Origin of the sequence: Veillonella sp., from assembly GCF_018364065.1 — a bacterium.
In the GTDB taxonomy this organism is placed as follows: Bacteria; Bacillota; Negativicutes; order Veillonellales; family Veillonellaceae; genus Veillonella_A.
In genome coordinates, this window is record NZ_JAGZMO010000003.1 from 265,826 (window position 1) to 285,941 (window position 20,116).

A 20,116-nucleotide genomic window follows, 5' to 3' on the forward strand; every position below is an offset into this window, starting at 1 on the left:
TAGTAATCAGAGAGTCAGGTACGGTATGAAAAAAAGTCCGTTTTTTGCATTTTTACGGCGTTTGCGTTTTATTCGACGCTGGGGATTGATGCGCAATGTGGAAGTGGAAAATAATCAGGAACACAGTCTTGATGTGGCGTTCATCGCTCATAATTTAGGGCTGTTGCATAATTTGAACGGCGGTAACGTAGATGTTAACCGCTTGGCTGTATTGGCCATGTATCACGATGTAAGTGAAATTTTCACCGGCGATATGCCGACCCCAATTAAATATTTTCATCCTACGCTGCGTCATTTATATGGCGAAGTGGAACAACTGGCTCAGAAGAAGTTACTGTACACCTTGCCTGAGTCTTTGCAAACGCATTACGAAGATTTACTCTTAGGTAATATGAGTGATGAAGAAGCGAAGCTATTAAAAGCGGCCGATACAATGGCCGCTTTTATGAAGTGTGTACTGGAACGACAGGCCGGCAACGGTGAGTTTAATGAAGCCTATGAAAGTATATTAAAAAAACTCCACCGCTACGAGTTACGGGCGGTGGAGCAGTTCCTGGACTTATACATTGATTCCATGGGACAGTCATTGGATGTATTAAATTATTCCTTGGAACATGAAAAAGGATCAACTTTTTAGTTCCGAATATAAGATGGGCTTAACGTGTTCTAAGGGTTTGAAGGGGTATCTGAGTGATTTGCCTCTTTATCTGCCCCTTGGTCTTTCATGCCCGCTTCGATGATTTGGCAATTTCGCCACAAGGTGGCTTTGCCGCGCCATGCAAATGCGCGATGACCGAAGGCTTCTTTGAATTGGCGATTGGTCATAGGTTCCAATACGGTCGGATCTATGCGTGGCTCAATACGCTGAAACTCCTTAATCGGCGTGAGCGGCACATTGCGGTTGTGAGGGCACACGTCTTGACAAATATCGCAGCCCCATACGAGAGGGGACTTTTGAATGATGGAAACTTCATCGTCCGGCAACGCCCCTTTTTTCTGGGTTAAATAGCTCTTACAGGTTTCGTAGCGAAACTCTTTGCCGCCCAAGGACTGGCCGGGGCAACTTTTAACGCAGCGGTTGCAACCCAGGCAGGTTCCTTCCATCGGGCTGTCTACAGGTAAATCAAGATTGGTCAGCAAGGTGCCGATATTCGTGTAGGAGCCCCAGGTCGGATTGATGAGGGCACGATTTTTCCCGAACACACCTAGTCCTGCCAAGTAGGCCATGTAGCGATCGGCTAAAGGCGACGTGTCGCAGTGCACTTCGAACACCACACGGTTGTCTAAAGCCTGCAGTGATTCACCCAATCGCGTCAGATAGTCGCGCACCACCAGGTGGTAGTCGTTGGCCCAAGCATATTTGGGCAAGTTGGGGATAACTAGTTTGGGCGGCACATAGTAAGGAAAGAGACAGACGATGGCGCTTTTGGCGTTGATGGCCGTGTTGCCTGTGAGCCGTTCTTCCAAGGTGCCGTTAATGAAGGGGCACGGGTTATCTGTATGTATAAAGTCTCGCGCCGATTCGGGCAAAGGCCATTGGGCAATGCCGAAGGCAGGGATATTTAGTTGTTCAGTTAATTTTTTGATATGGTTTCGAGTTATCATGATTTTTAGTATAATAAAGTGCTAAATAAATTAGTTGATAAGGATTAAACCGATTAGTTAATAAGGACTAAATAATTTAGTCGGCAATGTAATCAAGTATAGAAATGTTACAAGGGACGCCGCGCAATAAGTTGAACGGTGGCCATAGTAACAATATTATACAACATTTTAAGAATTTTCAGGATTCTCGGAACTTTTGGGATTACAGAGCTTTTAGAAGTGTAAGATTTCAGGTATAGAGGAGGACCGTATATGTTAATGTACCGACAGGTGTTGGAGCCGACCACGCTGGAAGAGGCGCAAGGGATGATGGCGAAGAATAAATGGGCCCCTTTGTTGGCCGGCGGTTGCTGGCTCGGTTTGGGTACCAGAAAATTCCCGGCCGTAATCGATTTATCTAAATTAGGACTCCGTTATATTCGGGAAGAAGCGGATGCATTTCATATTGGCGCCATGGCGACGCAGGGCGATGTGGAGCAGTTCGCACCATTTCAAACATTCGGCAACGGCATTTTGCCTAAGGCTGTGCATACGATTTTAGGCGTTCAGTTCCGCAATATGGCAACCATTGGCGGTTCAGTAGCGGCACGGTTCGGCTTTTCCGATATTATTCCCACTTTATTGGCATTGGATGCGGAAGTGGAGTTATTCGGCAAAGGGCGCATGCCTTTGAGCGATTATTTAAACTATAGGGAAAAAGCGATTTTAGTGGAAGTCATTGTGCCTAAAAAAGAGCAGCCTGTGGCGGCGTTGGCGTTCAGAAAATCCGTATCGGACTTCCCGTATTTGACCGGTGCGGTGAGCATTAATGAATCGGGTTGTCACATTTACATCGGCGGCCGTCCGTCCCGCGCCAAGGAAGCGGTGCAAGCGGGCCGTATGTTTACTGAAAAAGGCCTCGATGCACTTGAGGAGTGTGCAAATATGGCGGCTGAAGAATTGAAGTTCCAGACGAACTCTCACAGCTCCGCCGAGTATCGTCAGGCGATGACAAAGGTTATGGTAAAACGATTGTTACAGGAGGTATCCCGGTGGACGTGCAATTAAAAATAAATGGGAAAATGACGAAGCTCACCATCGAACCGGATGAGATGCTTCTTAAAACATTGCGCCGCGAAGGCTATTACAGTGTGCGTTGCGGCTGCGATACGATGAACTGCGGACTTTGTACGGTGTGGCTTGACGGCGACACAATTTTGTCCTGCTCTTATCCTACATTCCGCGCCGTAGGTCATGAGATTACGACTTTGGAAGGGCTGGCTGATGAAGCGGCCGTTCTTGGCGATGCGCTCGCTTCGGAAGGGGCGGACCAGTGCGGTTACTGTACAACGGGCATGATGATGAGTGCCATGGCGGTGCGCCGCAAGTATGAAAATCCTACAGATGATCAGATTCGCGACTTTTTAGTGGGCAACCTATGCCGTTGCACCGGTTACGAATCGCATTTACGAGGAATTAAAAAATACTTGGCTATCATGAAAGAAGAGGTGGCACCATGAAGCATGTAGGCAAGTCGTATAAAAAGGTAGACGCGAAAACGATTTTGAGCGGCCGTGCGGCGTATACGGAGGACTTCGTGCCGTCTAATGCGCTGGTCATTAAGATTTTGCGCAGCCCTCATGCGATGGCGAAGATTGTAGACATTAACTATAGCGCGGCCTTGAAAATTCCGGGCGTGGAAGCAGTTTTCACCTATAAAGATGTGCCGCAGAATCGCTTTACATTGGCCGGGCAAACCTATCCGGAACCGTCCGCCTACGATTCGCTCATTTTAGATCAAATCGTACGCTACGTAGGTGATGCGGTAGCCATCATCGTGGCTAAAGATGAACGCACAGCCATGCAGGCCCGCGACGTTATCAAGGTGCAATACGAAGTGATGGAACCGGTGTTGGATATTCACACAGCCATTGACCATCCGACAGTAGTGCATCCGGAAGATAACTTAACCTATAACTTCCCCGTAGGAGGCGACCCAAAGCGCAATATTGCGTGTTCCTATAGCCGCGTGGTAGGAGATATTGAAGCGGAACTGAAGGCCTGTGACTATGTGGTGGAAGGTACGTACTTCGACCAGGCTACCATTCAGTCCGCCATGGAAACGTTCCGCACCTACTGCTACATTGATCAGTTCGACCGATTGGTTTGTACCAGCTCAACGCAGATTCCGTTCCATTTGCGCCGTCACTTGGCGCGCGCTTTGGACATTCCCGCTACGCGTATTCGCGTGATTAAACCGCGCATCGGTGGCGGTTTCGGGTCCAAGCAGACTGCTTGTTCTGAAATGCTCTGTGCTTTTGTAACCTGGAAATTGAAAAAGCCCGCAGTCCTTATTTATACGCGTCATGAAGCGAATAACTGTTCTACGAGTCGTCATGCACGCGAGTGGAATATTCGCTTAGGCGCTACGAAGGACGGTATCATACAGGTGATCGACATGGTGGCATTGTCTGATGCGGGGGCTTACGGTACGCATGCATTCACAACGTTTACGGCCGGTGAACACAAGTCGGTGCCTTTATACAATAAGGGCAAAGCGGTGCGCTATGCGTCCAACGTGGTGTACACGAATCATATGGCCGGCGGTGCATTCCGCGGATATGGCGCAACGGAAGCGCTGTGGCCGTTGGAGTGTGCGGTGACGAAGCTCGCTAAGAAAATGGGCATGGACGAAATTGAACTGCGCCTGAAAAACCTCATCAATGTGGGCGAAACGTCCTTGGTGTATGAACCGGGCGAAGTGCTCGAGTCAGGTCTTTTAAAGGAAGCCATTGCAAAAGCGAAGAAGATGGCGCGCTGGGATGAACGTCCGCACAGCTGGCAAATTGATGAAACACATCGAGGCGGCTTAGGTGTGGCTTTGGCGTTCCAGGGGTCCGGCGTAGCGAAGTTTGACGTAGCTTCTGTTGAAATTAAGTTGCAGGATGACGGCAATTACACCTTATACACGGGCTCCACCGATATGGGCACCGGTTCCAATACGATTCTTATGCAGATGGCCTGCGAAGTGCTGGGCTGTCCCTTATCGCACATGACCTGCTACGAAGCGGACACCGATGTAGTGCCGTTTGATCCGGGTTCCTATGCGTCCAGTACGACCTATGTAACCGGTACAGCCGCTAAAATGGCTGCGGAAGATTTGCGCAGCAAGATTGTGAAAACTTTTGCCACCTACATGGAAGTGGCGGAGGATGCTATCGACTTTGACGGCGTAACGGCGCGCACTACTGACGGCTCCAACAAGCAGATGACTACGGCGGAATTAGCGCCGAAGTTAATCGTAAACTTGAACCATCAGCCGCAGCAGCTCATAGGCTTTGCCACTTGGGGCAGTCATACATCGCCGCCGCCATTCATGGTAGGCATTGCGGAAGTGTCCGTGGATATGGAAACAGGCCAGGTGGAACCGCTCGATTTCTACGGCGTAGTGGATTGCGGCACCATCGTGAACCCTACATTGGCGAAAGTGCAGGCGGAAGGTGGCATTGTACAGGGCCTCGGCATGGCGCTCTATGAAGAAATTCGCTACTCCGAAAACGGTCGTTTGGAAACGAACAATTTTATGACTTATAAAATTCCGACACGTCAGGATACGGGCCGTATCCACGTGGATTTCGTGGAATCCCATGAACCGACAGGGGCTTTCGGCGTTAAATCCATCGGGGAAGTTGTTATCAACACATCGTGTCCGGCCGTGCAGGGGGCGATTTTGAACGCCTGTGAAGCGGACGTCAACACATTGCCGATGATTTCCGAAACAGTTTTCAAGGCGATGCAGAAGAAATAGGAAGAAGATTTCCTAAATAGTCTTACTGCTAATGCAAAAGAAATAAGCTGCAGTAGACATAGCATGTAAAAAAGTAGAATGCAAAAGAAATAGAATATAGAAAAAACAATAAGATTTTTGAATAAGGTGAATCAATGCATCGGGAGCAGCGCATGTTTGCACCTATGACTTAATTGAATTTATTTTATGAAAAAAAGAAAAGGTATTTAATGTCTCCGTGGCGAAAGAGTATATGTATAGTGAGTATAGGGTGTAAAAGGCGTATACACAAAGGAGGCTATACGATGCAATCGAAACATTGGAGCAAATTAATCAGCCCCGGGATTACCGCCATTGTCGGTGCAGGTGGCAAGACGACGGTCCTATCGAAATTGGTAGAGTACGGCGGTCTTGTAGGGATGCCTACCATGGTGACTACAACGACTAAATTATATGAGTCGCAGGTAGCCGCGTGGAATCCGTATTACGGGGATGATTTTAATGAAGCCGAAACAGCCTGTCAAAAGGCAATGCAGCGGGGGCGCTGCGCGTCGTGGTTCAGCGGTGTGGACGGAACTAAGGTAACAGCTCTTTCCTCGAAGGCAATTGATGAGATGCACATGGTCCATCCGGGCTGGCAAATTCTCGTGGAAGCTGACGGGGCGAAAGAAAAATGGCTGAAAGCACCGAAAGAAACGGAACCGGTAATTCCCGGCAAGACAACAACCACCATCGGTGTTGTCAATCTGCAGATGCTGGGCACTACGATGGATGATAAACACGTTCACAATTTGAGCGAAGTGGCGGCCATTATGGACCGTCCGGAAGGGGCGGTCGTTACGTCCACCATGCTAGCCAAGCTCGTGTTGCATCCGCAAGGATTATTTCAGTATAGTAAGGGACGCCGTATTTTGTTCTGTACCGGCTATGACACCGTACAGCATCGTATAATTGACGCCTTCTTAGACTCCCTGTCCCACAGCAACTTATCCATGGTTGTCTTGGCCGACGGGTACAAAGCCAGCTGTGAAATCGCTCGCGTGATTCAGTGGCAAAATTAATTATCTATGTGAAAACATAATATGTAACTGATGATGAATAAAATCCATGTAATTTTATTAGCTGCAGGTCTATCGTCGCGCATGGGACAGGTGAAACCGCTGTTGCCCTGGCGCGGCAAGACGTTGCTTGAAAATGCCTGCCGTGCTTACGGGCATGTGACGGGCCGAAAGTTAGTTGTTCTTAACAAAGCCGTAGAGGCGGCCGCTGATGTAGTGTCGCCCTATGGCTTTCAGAGTGTTATTAATGAGTATCCGGAACGAGGACAGAGTGAATCCCTGCGCTTGGGGCTGGCTGAATTAGACCGACTTGGCGCGAGCGGGGCTGTCCTGTGCGCCGTGGTGGATCAGCCGCTCATTAATGACGAGATTGTACGTACTATATGTGATGCCTATGAGGCTAAGTCCGCCCAATCGGACTGTGCTTCAAAGCTGATTCTCTGCCCGCGCTACGGCCACAGTAAAGAGCGGGGGAATCCTGTTGTATTCGGACCGTACTGGCGGCCGTTGTTAGCCGAACTTACCGGCGATACGGGGGGACGTCAGATTTTAAAGGGGCCCGGAGCACCTCATGTAGCGTATATTGATTTTGAAATGAATGCCGGCACAGATGTGGATACGCCGGATGAATATAAAGAGTTGTATAATACGTGGGGGTACGAATGAAACCAATAGTTTTAGTTCGCGGTGGTGGCGATATAGCGTCAGGCTGTATCTATCGATTACGTCGAGCCGGCTACCCTGTTATTGTCAATGAGATTGCCATTCCTACCATGATTCGCCGCAAAGTGTGCTACGGCAGTGCGGTGCATCAGGGGGAAATTATTTTGGAACGTTTAGTGGCGCGCTTTGTGAGCCTTACTGAAGCACAGCGCATTTTAGTATCGGGTGAAGCGATTATTCCGGTCGTTACGGAATCGTACGCCACGGTGCTTGAAAAAGTGAAACCGACCATTGTGGTGGATGCCATTTTGGCGAAACGCAATTTGGGTACGAAAAATGATGATGCGGATTTAGTGATTGCCTGCGGTCCGGGATTTACGGCCGGCCAGGATGTGGACGTGGTGATTGAAACCATGCGCGGACACACCTTGGGCCGCTGTATTTACGAAGGGTCCGCCTTGCCTAACACCGGCGTGCCGGGCAGTGTAGGAGGCTTCACGAAGGAACGCGTTATCCACGCGCCGGCGGAAGGGCTGTTTACAGCGCGGCGCCACATCGGCGAAACTGTGGAAGCCGGTGAAATTATCGGCTTTGTAGATGAAACTCCGGTCATTGCAAAAATTCCGGGTATTTTACGAGGCGTTTTAAAAACGGGCCTTATGGTAACGAAAGGATTCAAATTGGCGGATATTGATGCGCGTTGTGAAGAGGCGCATTGTTATTCCATTTCCGATAAATCTCTGGCTGTAGCCGGCGGTGTGATGGAAGCGATTGAAACCTTTATGTGGGCTCAGGAATCACACGGTTGAGTCGAAAGAGAGGTATGTATGAATTTATATGAGCTTATTGAACAGCGTTTGGAGCGTGAAGAACCATCCGTTATGGTGACAATTTTGTCCGGCGAACGCGAAGGGGAAAAGGTGTTATACAGCCCTACCGGCGAAGTCGTTTACGGCAATGGTATTGATGGTTTGTGCATTGTGCCGAAGCAGCGTAATGAAATACTCAACATAGGCTCTATGGAATGTTTCATACAGCCTGTTGAGAAGGATCCGGAAGTATTGGTATTGGGCGCCGGTCACGTAAGCCGGTGCATTGCGGATATGTTGTTATTTATCGGCTGTCATGTAACTGTTGTTGATGACCGTCCGGAGTACGTACGCGCCGATTTCTTCGATGAACGTGTAAAACGCATGTGCATCGACTTCAGAAATTTACAAGGTGAATTGCCTTTATCTACCTATAAAGGTATTATTATCGTTACGCGGGCACACGAATATGACAGTATTTGTCTCCATCAGCTGCGCGACTATGTGGGAACTACCTACATGGGCTTGATGGGTAGTCACAAACGAATTTTCCATGCCTTTGAAGTACTGAAGGAGGAAGGCTGGACCCAGGAAGAGTTGGATCTCCTTTACGGGCCTATCGGTTTGGAACTGGGGGCGGAAACGCCGGAAGAAATCGCCTTATCTATTGTGAGCGAATTTTTGGCGGTTACGCGCGGCAAGAGTGGCGGATTTTTATCGCGAGGAGGTTATAGCCGATGAAAAGAGAGTTTGTAAATTATTTGCGCGGTCATGAAAAAGAAACCTTGGCCATTGCTACGATTTTACAGACCAAAGGATCGACACCGCGCAAGGCGGGAACAACTATGATTGTGCATCCGGACGGTGGTATTTTCGGTACTATCGGCGGAGGCCGGGCGGAAAATGAGATTCGTCTTGCAGCCTTGGATGCATTGAATAATAAAGAACATCATCGCCGCATTATGGTTGATTTGAACGATGATGTGGCCGTTAAAGAAGGCATGGTCTGCGGCGGCAATCTGGATGTATGGATTGAGACGCAGAATGTGTAAAGTAAAACAAGCACGTGTGTTTTCCGGTTTTACACGGACAATACAAACAGCGTGCTTTACGGTTTTACAGTTTTACAGTAAAAACAAAATAAGGTAAAATATAAGGGTACATGTGCAGAGGCGCAGTACCCTTATTTATTTTGTAAAAACTTCTAAGGAGTTGTTTTAAATGGCATTACAGCTTCAAGGCTTAATTGATACATTCCGCTTCGGAGACTTAGTCGACATTATTGCCGTGGCGGTTCTTTTATACTATGTATATAAACAAATTCGTGATACCCGTGCGATGGCGCTCTTGAAAGGGCTTATCGTATTGGCCGTAATTAATATCGTAAGTCGTTTCTTCGATTTACATGTAATCAGCTGGATTCTCCAACAAGGGATGACCGTACTCCTGGTTGCTTTGCCGGTTGTGTTCCAGCCGGAATTGCGCCGCGCCTTGGAACGATTAGGCCGTGGCCGATTATTCTCCAAATCACAGAATGTAAGTGAAGAGGAAATCGACAAGACTTTGAACGAAGTCATTGCGGCTGCAAAGGTTATGTCCCGTGAACGCATCGGTGCGCTCATCGTTTTTGAACGAGAAGTGGGCCTCGGTGAAATTATCGACACGGGCATTGAAATCGATGGGAAAGTATCGCGTGAACTTTTAAATAACATATTTATTCCGAATACACCTCTTCATGACGGGGCCGTAGTGATTCGCAACAGCCGTGTTATGGCGGCCAGCTGTTTATTGCCGCTCACACAGGACCGCTCGCTCAGCACAGAGTTGGGGACGCGTCACCGCGCCGCTATCGGCTTGAGTGAACAGGCGGACGCCGTTATTTTAGTAGTCAGCGAAGAAACGGGTAAAATTTCCTATACCTATGGCGGACACATTTACCGTCATTTACCGGAAGAACAACTCCGTGAATCGTTGCGCGCCTTTATGGACCGTCCAAAATCGACGTTATCCTTCTTGCGGAAATGGAGGATTTCAAAATGATGCGATTTATTCAAGGAATACAGGGCCACTGGGTGGCCAAGATTTTATCGCTCCTCGGGGCGATTCTCCTTTGGTTCTTCGTTATGAAAGAACAAAATCCGATTGTAGATATTACCTACACCGTGCCTGTAGAAGTACAGGGACTCAGCTCCGACTATGTAATTGAAAATATGCCGAAAGAAGTAAAGGTGCATTTACAGGGACCTCGAAACAGCATTTTGGCCGTTAACCAAAGCGCCTTGAAGGCCTATGTAGATGTGAGTGACATATCGCCGGGCCAGGTGAACCTGTCGATTGAATTCGTTCCACCGGGCGGTGTGAATGTGGTAAGCATTACGCCGGACTCCGCCGTTGTTACTATTGACGAGTACCACGTGCGTGAAATGCCGCTAGAAGTGCAGCAGACGGGTAAAGTGCCTGATGATATTGCCATTAAGAGCATAGATACAGTGCCTAAAGTGTTATCCATTAGCGGTGCCAAGGATCGGGTGGACAAAGTGGCCCATGTGGTATTACGCGTTAAGATGGCCGATCGGAGAGCTAACTTTACAGCGTCCGGCAACTTGGTGGCTGTCGATGCAGTAGGCCATGAGGTGGAAGGCGTAACAGTCACACCACATCAGGGACAGGCTCAAATTACGTTGGAACAGATCCGTTTTGAAAAGAACTTGAAAGTAACACCTAATTTTGTAGGCTCCGTGCCTGACGGTTACGTAGTTAAGAGCGTATCCGTTGAACCGCAGCAGGTAGTTATCAGCGGTAAGGAAAGCAGCATTAAAGGCCTTACGGATGTGAAAACTGTGCCGATTTCATTGGCTAACCAGACAAATACTATCGAGGGCGACTACGATGTATTGTCCGGCGATATGTACAACGCCAATCCGGCAAGAGTTCATGTAGTAGTAGAAATTATGAAAAAATATTTAGGAGATACTGATGTTAAGACTGATTAATTTTCGTATCGATGTAAAGGAAAAAGCGACACTGGAGGAATTGATCTCTCATAAGTATCCTGTGCTTAAAGGAAAGCTGGAGCGCATCCACGTGGTGCGCCGCGCCGTAGACGCGCGGAAGAAACCGCATATTTCCTTTGTATATACTTTATTCCTGGAAGTGCAGGATGAAGCGTTAGTTATGAAAAAGCTTCATCGTGACAAAAATATAAGTGTAATGGAGCCGAAATTACCGGATCCGATTGTTCACGGACTGCAAGCACTTTCGCATCGTCCGGTTGTAGTGGGCTTTGGCCCGGCCGGCATGTTGGCGGCATTTTACCTGGCCCGCGAAGGATACTGTCCAATCGTGTTGGAACGCGGTCAGGATGTGGACCAACGCTCCGAGGATGTGGAAGCGTTCTGGAAGGACGGTACGTTTAAGGCGGAGTCGAACGTACAGTTCGGCGAAGGCGGTGCGGGCACGTTCTCCGACGGGAAGTTGACGACTCGTGTTACACATCCGCGACTCCATGAAATTGCCACGTACTTCGTGCAATTCGGTGCACCGGAAGAGATTTTGTATAAACATAAACCGCATGTGGGTACCGATGTGCTGCGCGGCATGGTAAAGGCTATGCGCCAACAGATTATCGCTTGGGGCGGCACGGTGCGCTTCGGAGCGAAAGTAACAGATGTAATACTGAAAGATAATCATGTGACAGCCGTAGAAGTAAACGGCTCTGAAATTATAGAAACTTCCATAGTATTGGCCGGCGTAGGTCACAGTGCGCGCGATACCTATGAAATGCTATATAAAAAAGGCGTTTCTATGGAGAGCAAGCCCTTTGCCATCGGTGTGCGCATTGAGCATGATCAGTCGCTCATCGATTTGTCGCAATATGGGGTAGAACCGGCAGAGCTGGGACTGGGCGCCGCAGAATATTCTCTCGTATATCACGATAAAGAGACAGATCGCACGGCGTACAGCTTCTGTATGTGCCCGGGCGGCGAAGTGGTAGCGTCCGCTTCGGAAGAAGAACATGTGGTAACAAACGGCATGAGTTTGTATGCCCGCGACAGCGGTCGTGCAAATAGCGCCATTGTAGTTACAGTAGGACCGAAAGACTTCGGCGAACATCCGTTGGCAGGCGTAGCTTTCCAGCGTGAATGGGAATCGAAAGCCTATGTGCTGGGCGGACGTACCTATAAGGCGCCGGCGCAGACTGTAGGCGATTTCTTGACCGGTCAATCCGGGACGATGCCGAAGGCGGAAGCCTATTCGTATCGCCCTGATGTAGTACCGGCGGACTTACATGAATGTTTGCCAACCTATGTAACGGACGTTATGGAACGGGCCTTGCCGTATTTCGGACGGCGCATTAAAGGCTTTGATAATCCTGATGTATGTATGACCGGCGTGGAAACGCGTACGTCGTCGCCATTGCGTATTGTTCGTGATGAAGACCGCGAGTCGCCTTCCGCAAAGGGATTTTATCCTATGGGCGAAGGGGCCGGTTATGCAGGCGGCATTATGAGTGCCGCATTAGACGGAGCCGAAACCGCAATTGGTATTATGGCTGAATACAAGCCTTTAAAGGCAATGGAAGGAGAATAAGTAATGGCTAGATTGTTTGGAACTGATGGTGTACGCGGCGTGGTGAATGAATTTCTGACGCCGGAGCTAGCGTATCATTTGGGACGGGCGGCAGCGTCTTACTTTAGTCGTTCAAAAAAGAGACCGAAATTTTTAATCGGCCGTGATACCCGTATTTCAGGGGCTATGTTGGAAAATGCATTGGCTGCAGGCATTTGCTCCGTTGGTGGCGATGTAGTAATTGCCGGCGTTATTCCAACACCGGCTGTGGCGTACTTGGTGCGCAAGCACGGATGGGATGCCGGTGTAGTTATTTCTGCATCTCACAATAAATTCCCTGACAACGGTATTAAGTTCTTCGACGGCGAAGGCTACAAATTGCAGGACGCTGTGGAAGATGAGTTGGAAGAATTATGTCGTAAGAGTGGTGAAAACGAATTACCACGCCCTATCGGCGGCGACATCGGCCGTATTATTCAGGCTCAGGAATTGGCTCGTGAATACGAAGACTTCGTACAGTCCACAATCGACGTATCTCTTGAAGGTTTAACTGTTGTGTATGACGGCGCCAACGGTGCGGCAGCTACTGTAGGCCCTGAAATTTTACAGCGCCTCGGTGCTAAAGTTATCGCTATCAATGTAACTCCTGACGGCGTTAATATTAACGAAAATGCAGGCTCCACTCATATGGAAGGCCTTCGTGAAGCGGTACTCGCTCACGGTGCTGACGTTGGGGTGGCTAATGACGGTGATGCGGACCGTTGTCTCTTCATCGACGAAAAAGGGAATACCTTGGACGGCGACCAGATTATGCTCCTCTGCGCTAAACATTTGAAAGAGCAGAATAAATTGCACGACAATATGATTGTTGGCACCGTAATGAGTAACATCGGCTTCCATAAGGCGGCTAAGGAAATGGGTATGCAGACCTACTCCACAGCAGTGGGCGATCGCTACGTGTTGGAAAAAATGCGTGAAGGCGGTTACTCCATCGGTGGCGAACAGTCCGGCCACGTTATTTTCCTTGATTACAATACAACCGGTGACGGTTTGTTGACAGCCGTACAGTTGTTGAGCGTGTTGAAAGAATCCGGCAAAACCATGTCCGAGTTGGCCGGCATCATGGTGAAATATCCGCAACTTCTCATCAACGTGCGCGTTGTGACTAAGACAGGTTGGGAAGAAAATCCGCTCATTCAGGCGGAAATCTCCGAAGCGATTCGCGAACTTGGCGAGGACGGCCGCATTTTGGTGCGTCCATCCGGTACAGAACCTCTTATTCGCGTAATGGCGGAAGGTCCTGAACAGGAACAGCTGGAACGCTTATGCCACACCATTGCGGAAACAATCGGCCGCGAACAGGGCTTGGCTGACGAATAATAGCATATAAATACAGTGGGGAAGGGGCTTTCGGGCCCCTTCTTTACAATATATTGACATATCCGTTATAATATAGGAGTGCCCCACCCGGGATAGATAAATCCCGCCGCATATCATGCGATGAAACAGGTATTAATTAGCCGGTGAGTCGTTGATATAGCAATGGAGGTACACTAGACTGTCGAAACATAAGAAAAGGAGGTTACCAAATTCGTAAAGGCGAATAGCGCAGGCACTGATGAGAGACAGCTCAATCAGTAGACGAGGAAGAGGAGTATCGAAGATCAGCGGATGCCTCTCGGCATGCTTCAGTCGTCATGCAAGAAGCAAAGTCCTTTTGGTGACAAAGGAACAAAGAGCTTGCAGGAAGCACATTCTTGTCTATTTTTAAGGAGGAAAACAACCATGTGTGGTATTGTTGGATATATTGGCTTTGAGGACGCTTCGACGTTCATGATGGATGGTTTATCAAAGCTTGAATACCGCGGATATGACTCTGCAGGTATTGCTGTTATCGGTGCAAATAATGTAATTAAAGTGCAGAAAAAAGTTGGCCGCTTGGCTAATTTGCAATCTATTGTTAAAGCGGATCCTAATCTGGGGCATGTAGGGATTGGTCATACTCGTTGGGCTACTCACGGTCGCCCATCTGATATGAACGCTCACCCTCATACAGATGAAAAAGGTCTTTTTGCAGTTGTTCACAACGGTATCGTAGAAAACTACTTGCCGATTAAAGAAGAACTTTTGAAAAAAGGATATCATTTCAAATCCGAAACTGATACAGAAGTGGTAGCTCACTTATTAGTCGACTTATATGACGGAGACTTCGAAGGGACTGTACGTCGTATGCTTAAACGCATCGATGGGTCATACTCTCTCGTTATTTTATGTGCAGACGATCCAAGCCGCATCATCTGTACTAAGAAGGATAATCCGTTGGTAATTGGTCTCGGTAAAGGTGAAAACTTCATCGCATCCGATATTCCTGCTATCATCAACCGCACTCGTGAAACATACATCATGAATGACGGTGAAATTGCTATCGTTGGTAAAGATTTTGTAAAAGTAACTGACCGCGAAGGCAATCCGATCAACAAAAAGGTATTCCATGTAACTTGGAACGCGGAAGCAGCTGAAAAAGGCGGTTTCGAACATTTCATGTTGAAAGAAATCTACGAACAACCTAAGGCTATACGCGACACCTTGACCGGTCGTATCTCTAAAGATAATAAAGAAGTTATTTATAAAGAACTCGGTTGGGAACCTGCCGATGTGGCATCCATCAACCGCATTCTGATTACTGCTTGCGGTACTGCGTACCATGCAGGCTTAGTAGCTAAATACTACATCGAGCAGTTGGCTCGCATTCCGGTAGAAGTGGATATTGCGTCCGAATACCGTTACCGCGATCCATTGACTGATAAGAACACCTTGGCTATCGTAATCAGCCAGTCCGGTGAAACCAGCGACACCTTGGCCGCTTTAAAAGAGGCTAAACGCCGTGGTGCCCGTTCCTTGGCAGTAACTAACGTAGTAGGTTCTTCCATTGCCCGTGAAGCGGATCAGGTAGTTTACACCTGGGCCGGCCCTGAAATCGCTGTAGCATCTACAAAAGCGTACACCACTCAGTTAGTGGCACTCTTGTTGTTGGCAGTATACTTGGGCCAATTAAACGGCAAACTTGACGAAGCACTTCGTGAAAAAATCTTAACGGATTTACATGAATTGCCAACATTGTGCAATGAAATTTTCGAAACCGTTGACGATATTAAAGCGTTCGCTAAAAACTACGGTTTCCGTGAAGATGCATTCTTCTTGGGCCGCTCCATTGACTACGCGGTAGCTATGGAAGGTTCCTTGAAATTGAAAGAAATTTCCTACATCCATGCGGAAGCGTATGCAGGCGGCGAATTGAAACACGGTACTTTGGCTCTTATCGAAGAAGGCGTACCTGTAATTGCCTTGGCTACACAGGAAGACGTTCGCGAAAAGATGATGAGCAACATCAAAGAAGTAAAAGCTCGTGACGCTGTTGTTATCGGCTTAGGTCTTGCAGGCGATACAGAATTGGAAAAATATGTGGATCACACGATTTTCGTTCCACGTTCCGACAAATACACTGCACCAATCTTGGCCGTTGTGCCATTGCAGTTATTGGCATACTACGCAGCCATTACTCGCGGTGCCGATGTAGATAAACCAAGAAACTTGGCTAAATCTGTAACAGTAGAATAAGTCAGAATGTGATATAGTATATATAATGAACCGTGCACATGTGAGTTGCAGCAGGTCACCTATACTGTATTGCTGATACTTTGAGTAGTAATATACGGCATTGACTGCCGAGCGTATGAAAGTGGCCGACTCGTGCGGCCACTTTTATTTATAACAGGAGGATTATTATGGCGGTAATATTTTCAGGGATTCAACCAAGCGGTGAGTTGACATTAGGTAACTATTTGGGCGCTCTTCGTAACTTTTTAGATTTTCAGGATTCGGATGAATGCTACTATTGCATCGTTAACCAGCATGCGATTACGGTACCTCAAGATCCGAAAGAATTATTTGCCAACACCCGTCGTTTGGCGGCTTTATACTTGGCAGTAGGCCTGGACCCTAAAAAAGTAACCTTGTTCGTGCAGTCCGAAGTGCCTGAACATGTACGTTTGGGTTGGATTATGACCACCATCAGCTATGTAGGCGAATTGGAACGTATGACCCAGTACAAAGATAAATCGCAAAAACGGGGCGATTCCATTCCGGCCGGCCTCTTGACCTATCCTCCGCTCATGGCGGCAGACATTTTGCTGTATCAAACTAACTATGTGCCTGTAGGGGAAGACCAGAAGCAGCACATGGAATTGACTCGCGACTTGGCGCAGCGCTTCAACCGTGTATACGGCGAAGTGTTCACCATTCCTGAAATTAAGCTTGGCATTGGCGGTGCCCGCGTTATGAGCTTGCAGGAACCAACCAAGAAAATGAGTAAATCTGATGACAATCAGATGGCTACTATTCGCCTCTTGGATGATGAAAAAACAATTGTTAAGAAAATTAAACGGGCCCAGACTGACTCGGACAACTCCGTTCACTATGACAAAGAAAATAAACCGGGCATTTCCAACTTGATGGGCATCTATGCGGCCATTACGAAAGATTCCTATGAAACGATCGAATCCCGCTATGCCGGCCAGGGTTATGGCACATTCAAGAAAGATGTAGCTGAGCTGTTAGTTGATACATTACGTCCAATTCATGAACGTTATAACGAACTCATCAACAGCCCTGAACTGGATGTTATCTTGGACGAAGGTGCTCTTAAAGCGCGCGAAAAGGCAAGCAAAACATACCGCGAAGTGGAATTGGCTATGGGCTTACACCGCAAATAATAAGATGTTTGTACTTTGCTTGAAGCACAGCTATTTTAAACTTATACAAAAATACATATGACTATAATGAACGAGCCGATATATTACATATATATCGGCTTGTTTGTCAGATTGAATAATTTTATATACTTTATAAGAAGGAATATACACCTCAAAAGGCGTATAATATATATAAAGTATTTATGAGTTGATTTATGCACATAATAAGCATGTTAGTGGATTTTTTATATACATAAATGAGTGTTAGTGGATTGATTTGTGTATGTGAAACAAAAAATATATTTAAAGCGTCAAGTATAAGCGTGCATTTATAGTTGGCGGAAGGAGGAAACTATGGATATGGATGAAGTGTCGCACCGCTATCCCTGCGGCGAAGTGGAAACTTCTTTTAGCGATTATATCGTAGTATCCTGGGTCATGTGGTTAATCTTTGGGGGACTTGCCACCTGGTCGCTGTGGAATGCACAGCGCGGTGGTACGTGGTCGCACATAACGATGGATTATATTATTATATTTTTCTGCATTTGGCGCATGAGCCGTCAGCGCAGACCGCTGGCGTACGTGGCCGCCAAGGGACTGGTCATCCGTCGTCGTCCCGCCAACGTGTGGGAGCGTATTGATATGCTCTGGCACGGTGATGATTACTACACGTACATTCCTTACGAACGTATCATCGGTTTTACGGCCAACTGGGAGGAAATCCATATGGTGACCGAACAGGGAGGGATTTTAATCGTAGTGGTTGATCTGCAGTTTATGAAATACAGCGATAAGATGAAACTCCTGGAGATTATCGATGAGCGTAGTCATGTGAGCGGTAGCGACGATTAAATAAAGTGGCTGATGTAACAATCATTATATCGGCGATAGTTGAGGCTGTGGCTGACGCAGCAGCGATTGAAAACATGCTTGAAGTGGTGACTCTTGAAAGATATCAGAGTTATGAGCGAAGTGCATATAACATATTCTCATAAAGACGCAATAAAAGTGAAAAAATGTCATTTTAGCGCTTTACAACTTTAGCGAAATAAAGTACAATAGGTCCATAAGCAAATGGACCTATTTTTTTATTACCGTTTGCAAACCATTTCTAATGATAGTGAGTGTACAGAAAGAAGGCGGTGAGGCATATGGTAGACCATCATCATTGGGGAATACATGAAGATTTACAACAATATATGCATGCCTTTGTATGTATGCAAAACGAGATGTAATGTAAGAGCGACATTTTAGTGTAGACAGTGGGTACCAAGTAAGGTACACTGTGAAATTGAGAAAGGAAAGAACATCATGAAATTAAAAAAATGGTTAGCAATGGGTTTAGCAACAATCGCAGTAGTAGCATTTACCGCAGGATGCGGTTCTAATACAAGCAGTAACGGTGGCGGCGAGCTGCCGAAGAAAATTGTTATCGGCTTAGATGACAACTTCCCGCCAATGGGCTTCCGTGATGACAAAGGTGAGTTGGTAGGCTTCGACATCGACTTGGCGAAAGAAGCGGCGAAGCGTGCAGGCATGGAAGTGGAATTCAAACCGATTGACTGGGACAGCAAAGAAGCTGAACTTAAGAGCAAACGTATCGATGCTCTTTGGAACGGCGTAACAATTACTCCGGATCGTGAAAAGAACATCTTGTTCTCCACTCCATACTTATTGGATCAACAAATCATCATCGTTCGTAACGACTCCGCTATTCAAGGAAAAGATGATTTAAAAGGTAAAGTCGTAGGTACTCAGCAGGGCAGCAGCGTAGAACCAATCCTTGAAAAAGATGCGCAAGAACGCGGTATCAAAGAAGTTAAGAAATATGGCGACTTCGTAAATGCCTTCATGGACTTGGAATTGGGCCGTATCGATGCACTCGTAGTTGACGCTATCGTAGGCCAGTACACAATGACTAAGAACGCCGGTAAGTTCCGCGTAGCTAACGGCACATACAGCGACGACAAAGTAGGCGTTGGTTTCCGTTTGGAAGACACTGCATTAAGAGATAAATTCAACGGCATTCTCAAAGAAATGATGAATGACGGTACAGCCGATAAGATTGCACAAAAATGGTTCGGCACAACAACTATGCTTAATAAAGATGCTTTTAAATAAGCAAACTCGTAATACTACGGCGTACACGCTGTAACCAATTTGCGGGGACGTAAATAAACAGCTTGAGAAGGGAGGTATCCTACCTCCTTTCTTTCTTTGAAAGGAGTCAGTTTCATGGACTATTTATTGAAGATTACGCCTGTTATTGCCAACGGGTTGGGTGTAACCTTGTCATTGTTTTCGGTAGTACTCGTACTATCCGTACCATTCGGCATTTTAGCGGCTCTCTTGCGCCTTTCCCCAATCGGGATTGTGCGTAAGATCATGTCCCTTTACGTATATGTTATGCGTGGCACGCCATTAATGCTTCAGATCTTATTTATTTACTACGGCTTGCCATTCATTCCTTATATCGGCGTTCAGTTAGATGACACGTCAGCGGCACTCATTTCCTTCGTGCTTAACTATGCGGCCTACTTATGTGAAATCTTCCGCGGCGGCATCCAATCCATTCCGAAGGGGCAATATGAAGGGGCTAAGGTATTAGGCTTCACGTATGTACAGACAATGCGTAAAATTATCCTTCCTCAGGTGATCAAACGCGTGCTCCCTCCATTGGCCAATGAAACAATCAACTTGCTCAAAGATACATCCTTAGTATATATTTTAGCTATGAACGACGTACTTCGTATTACCCGCAGCATCGTACAACGCGACTTTGATACGTCCGCATTTATCGTAGCTGCCGTGTTCTACCTGGTTATGACATTCGTATTGACCAACATCTTTAATTACTTAGAAAAACGCTATGCCGTTTATGACGAATAGGAGGCT

General features: G+C 47.2%; 19 protein-coding genes. 18 read left to right on the plus strand and 1 reads right to left on the minus strand.

Going from position 1 to position 20,116, the window contains the following annotated elements:
* The first annotated feature begins 25 nt into the window (after nt 1-25).
* A complete protein-coding gene (yfbR, locus tag KHZ77_RS04585; RefSeq protein WP_295196166.1) occupies nt 26-637 on the plus strand; it encodes a 5'-deoxynucleotidase in 612 nt (203 codons plus the stop codon).
* A gap of 29 nt (nt 638-666) precedes the next feature.
* Here yfbR and KHZ77_RS04590 read toward each other — a convergent pair whose 3' ends face one another.
* A complete protein-coding gene (locus tag KHZ77_RS04590) occupies nt 667-1,605 on the minus strand; it encodes a QueG-associated DUF1730 domain-containing protein (protein WP_295196168.1) in 939 nt (312 codons plus the stop codon).
* 252 nt (nt 1,606-1,857) lie between these two features.
* Between KHZ77_RS04590 and KHZ77_RS04595 the strand changes: the two genes are divergently transcribed.
* From KHZ77_RS04595 to KHZ77_RS04675, 17 genes are all read left to right on the plus strand, one after another.
* A complete protein-coding gene (locus tag KHZ77_RS04595; protein ID WP_295196170.1) occupies nt 1,858-2,652 on the plus strand; it encodes an FAD binding domain-containing protein in 795 nt (264 codons plus the stop codon).
* Nucleotides 2,637-3,104 carry a 2Fe-2S iron-sulfur cluster-binding protein gene (locus tag KHZ77_RS04600; RefSeq protein WP_295196171.1) on the plus strand — a complete coding sequence of 156 codons (468 nt, stop codon included), beginning with the start codon at nt 2,637-2,639 and terminating at the stop codon, nt 3,102-3,104. The genes KHZ77_RS04595 and KHZ77_RS04600 overlap by 16 nt, the downstream gene beginning before the upstream one ends.
* Nucleotides 3,101-5,392 (plus strand): molybdopterin cofactor-binding domain-containing protein, encoded by a 2,292-nt coding sequence (locus tag KHZ77_RS04605; RefSeq protein ID WP_295196173.1) that lies wholly within the window; start codon nt 3,101-3,103, stop codon nt 5,390-5,392. Before KHZ77_RS04600 ends, KHZ77_RS04605 begins: the two co-directional genes overlap by 4 nt.
* A gap of 284 nt (nt 5,393-5,676) precedes the next feature.
* Nucleotides 5,677-6,432, plus strand: coding sequence for a selenium cofactor biosynthesis protein YqeC (gene yqeC, locus KHZ77_RS04610; protein ID WP_295196174.1), 756 nt, complete (start codon nt 5,677-5,679; stop codon nt 6,430-6,432).
* A gap of 30 nt (nt 6,433-6,462) precedes the next feature.
* On the plus strand, nt 6,463-7,095 hold the full coding sequence (locus KHZ77_RS04615; RefSeq protein WP_295196175.1) for a nucleotidyltransferase family protein: 633 nt from the start codon (nt 6,463-6,465) through the stop codon (nt 7,093-7,095).
* Nucleotides 7,092-7,901, plus strand: a complete 810-nt coding sequence (gene yqeB / locus KHZ77_RS04620) for a selenium-dependent molybdenum cofactor biosynthesis protein YqeB (RefSeq protein ID WP_295196177.1) — start codon at nt 7,092-7,094, stop codon at nt 7,899-7,901. Before KHZ77_RS04615 ends, yqeB begins: the two co-directional genes overlap by 4 nt.
* Before the next feature lie 18 nt (nt 7,902-7,919).
* The gene (locus tag KHZ77_RS04625) at nt 7,920-8,642 is read left to right on the plus strand and encodes an XdhC family protein (protein WP_295196179.1); all 723 of its coding nucleotides are present in this window, start codon (nt 7,920-7,922) and stop codon (nt 8,640-8,642) included.
* Complete coding sequence (locus KHZ77_RS04630) at nt 8,639-8,953, plus strand: XdhC family protein (protein WP_295196181.1); 315 nt, start codon at nt 8,639-8,641, stop codon at nt 8,951-8,953. The genes KHZ77_RS04625 and KHZ77_RS04630 overlap by 4 nt, the downstream gene beginning before the upstream one ends.
* A 169-nt stretch (nt 8,954-9,122) precedes the next feature.
* Nucleotides 9,123-9,941 carry a diadenylate cyclase CdaA gene (cdaA, locus tag KHZ77_RS04635; protein ID WP_295196183.1) on the plus strand — a complete coding sequence of 273 codons (819 nt, stop codon included), beginning with the start codon at nt 9,123-9,125 and terminating at the stop codon, nt 9,939-9,941.
* A complete protein-coding gene (locus tag KHZ77_RS04640; RefSeq protein ID WP_295196185.1) occupies nt 9,938-10,894 on the plus strand; it encodes a CdaR family protein in 957 nt (318 codons plus the stop codon). Before cdaA ends, KHZ77_RS04640 begins: the two co-directional genes overlap by 4 nt.
* Complete coding sequence (locus KHZ77_RS04645) at nt 10,878-12,491, plus strand: FAD-dependent protein (RefSeq protein ID WP_295196187.1); 1,614 nt, start codon at nt 10,878-10,880, stop codon at nt 12,489-12,491. The genes KHZ77_RS04640 and KHZ77_RS04645 overlap by 17 nt, the downstream gene beginning before the upstream one ends.
* A 3-nt stretch (nt 12,492-12,494) precedes the next feature.
* Nucleotides 12,495-13,850: a phosphoglucosamine mutase gene (glmM, locus tag KHZ77_RS04650; protein WP_295196188.1), complete on the plus strand. Its 1,356-nt coding sequence runs from the start codon at nt 12,495-12,497 to the stop codon at nt 13,848-13,850.
* A 405-nt stretch (nt 13,851-14,255) separates the two neighbouring features.
* Nucleotides 14,256-16,088, plus strand: a complete 1,833-nt coding sequence (glmS, locus tag KHZ77_RS04655) for a glutamine--fructose-6-phosphate transaminase (isomerizing) (RefSeq protein ID WP_295196189.1) — start codon at nt 14,256-14,258, stop codon at nt 16,086-16,088.
* Nucleotides 16,089-16,255: 167 nt separating this feature from the next.
* A complete protein-coding gene (gene trpS, locus KHZ77_RS04660; protein ID WP_295196191.1) occupies nt 16,256-17,242 on the plus strand; it encodes a tryptophan--tRNA ligase in 987 nt (328 codons plus the stop codon).
* 333 nt (nt 17,243-17,575) lie between these two features.
* A complete protein-coding gene (locus tag KHZ77_RS04665) occupies nt 17,576-18,073 on the plus strand; it encodes a hypothetical protein (protein WP_295196193.1) in 498 nt (165 codons plus the stop codon).
* A gap of 459 nt (nt 18,074-18,532) precedes the next feature.
* Nucleotides 18,533-19,342 carry an amino acid ABC transporter substrate-binding protein gene (locus tag KHZ77_RS04670; protein ID WP_295196195.1) on the plus strand — a complete coding sequence of 270 codons (810 nt, stop codon included), beginning with the start codon at nt 18,533-18,535 and terminating at the stop codon, nt 19,340-19,342.
* 114 nt (nt 19,343-19,456) lie between these two features.
* Nucleotides 19,457-20,110 carry an amino acid ABC transporter permease gene (locus KHZ77_RS04675; protein WP_295196197.1) on the plus strand — a complete coding sequence of 218 codons (654 nt, stop codon included), beginning with the start codon at nt 19,457-19,459 and terminating at the stop codon, nt 20,108-20,110.
* The last annotated feature ends 6 nt before the right edge of the window (nt 20,111-20,116 follow it).

Coding starts and splice junctions, on each gene's coding strand:
- KHZ77_RS04675 (WP_295196197.1), top strand. CDS start 19,457: ATGGACTATTTATTGAAGATTACGCCTGTTATTGCCAACGGGTTGGGT.
- KHZ77_RS04645 (WP_295196187.1), top strand. CDS start 10,878: ATGTTAAGACTGATTAATTTTCGTATCGATGTAAAGGAAAAAGCGACA.
- glmS (WP_295196189.1), top strand. CDS start 14,256: ATGTGTGGTATTGTTGGATATATTGGCTTTGAGGACGCTTCGACGTTC.
- glmM (WP_295196188.1), top strand. CDS start 12,495: ATGGCTAGATTGTTTGGAACTGATGGTGTACGCGGCGTGGTGAATGAA.
- cdaA (WP_295196183.1), top strand. CDS start 9,123: ATGGCATTACAGCTTCAAGGCTTAATTGATACATTCCGCTTCGGAGAC.
- KHZ77_RS04665 (WP_295196193.1), top strand. CDS start 17,576: ATGGATATGGATGAAGTGTCGCACCGCTATCCCTGCGGCGAAGTGGAA.
- yqeB (WP_295196177.1), top strand. CDS start 7,092: ATGAAACCAATAGTTTTAGTTCGCGGTGGTGGCGATATAGCGTCAGGC.
- KHZ77_RS04640 (WP_295196185.1), top strand. CDS start 9,938: ATGATGCGATTTATTCAAGGAATACAGGGCCACTGGGTGGCCAAGATT.
- KHZ77_RS04590 (WP_295196168.1), bottom strand. CDS start 1,605: ATGATAACTCGAAACCATATCAAAAAATTAACTGAACAACTAAATATC.
- trpS (WP_295196191.1), top strand. CDS start 16,256: ATGGCGGTAATATTTTCAGGGATTCAACCAAGCGGTGAGTTGACATTA.
- KHZ77_RS04630 (WP_295196181.1), top strand. CDS start 8,639: ATGAAAAGAGAGTTTGTAAATTATTTGCGCGGTCATGAAAAAGAAACC.
- KHZ77_RS04595 (WP_295196170.1), top strand. CDS start 1,858: ATGTTAATGTACCGACAGGTGTTGGAGCCGACCACGCTGGAAGAGGCG.
- KHZ77_RS04605 (WP_295196173.1), top strand. CDS start 3,101: ATGAAGCATGTAGGCAAGTCGTATAAAAAGGTAGACGCGAAAACGATT.
- yfbR (WP_295196166.1), top strand. CDS start 26: ATGAAAAAAAGTCCGTTTTTTGCATTTTTACGGCGTTTGCGTTTTATT.
- yqeC (WP_295196174.1), top strand. CDS start 5,677: ATGCAATCGAAACATTGGAGCAAATTAATCAGCCCCGGGATTACCGCC.
- KHZ77_RS04670 (WP_295196195.1), top strand. CDS start 18,533: ATGAAATTAAAAAAATGGTTAGCAATGGGTTTAGCAACAATCGCAGTA.
- KHZ77_RS04615 (WP_295196175.1), top strand. CDS start 6,463: ATGATGAATAAAATCCATGTAATTTTATTAGCTGCAGGTCTATCGTCG.
- KHZ77_RS04625 (WP_295196179.1), top strand. CDS start 7,920: ATGAATTTATATGAGCTTATTGAACAGCGTTTGGAGCGTGAAGAACCA.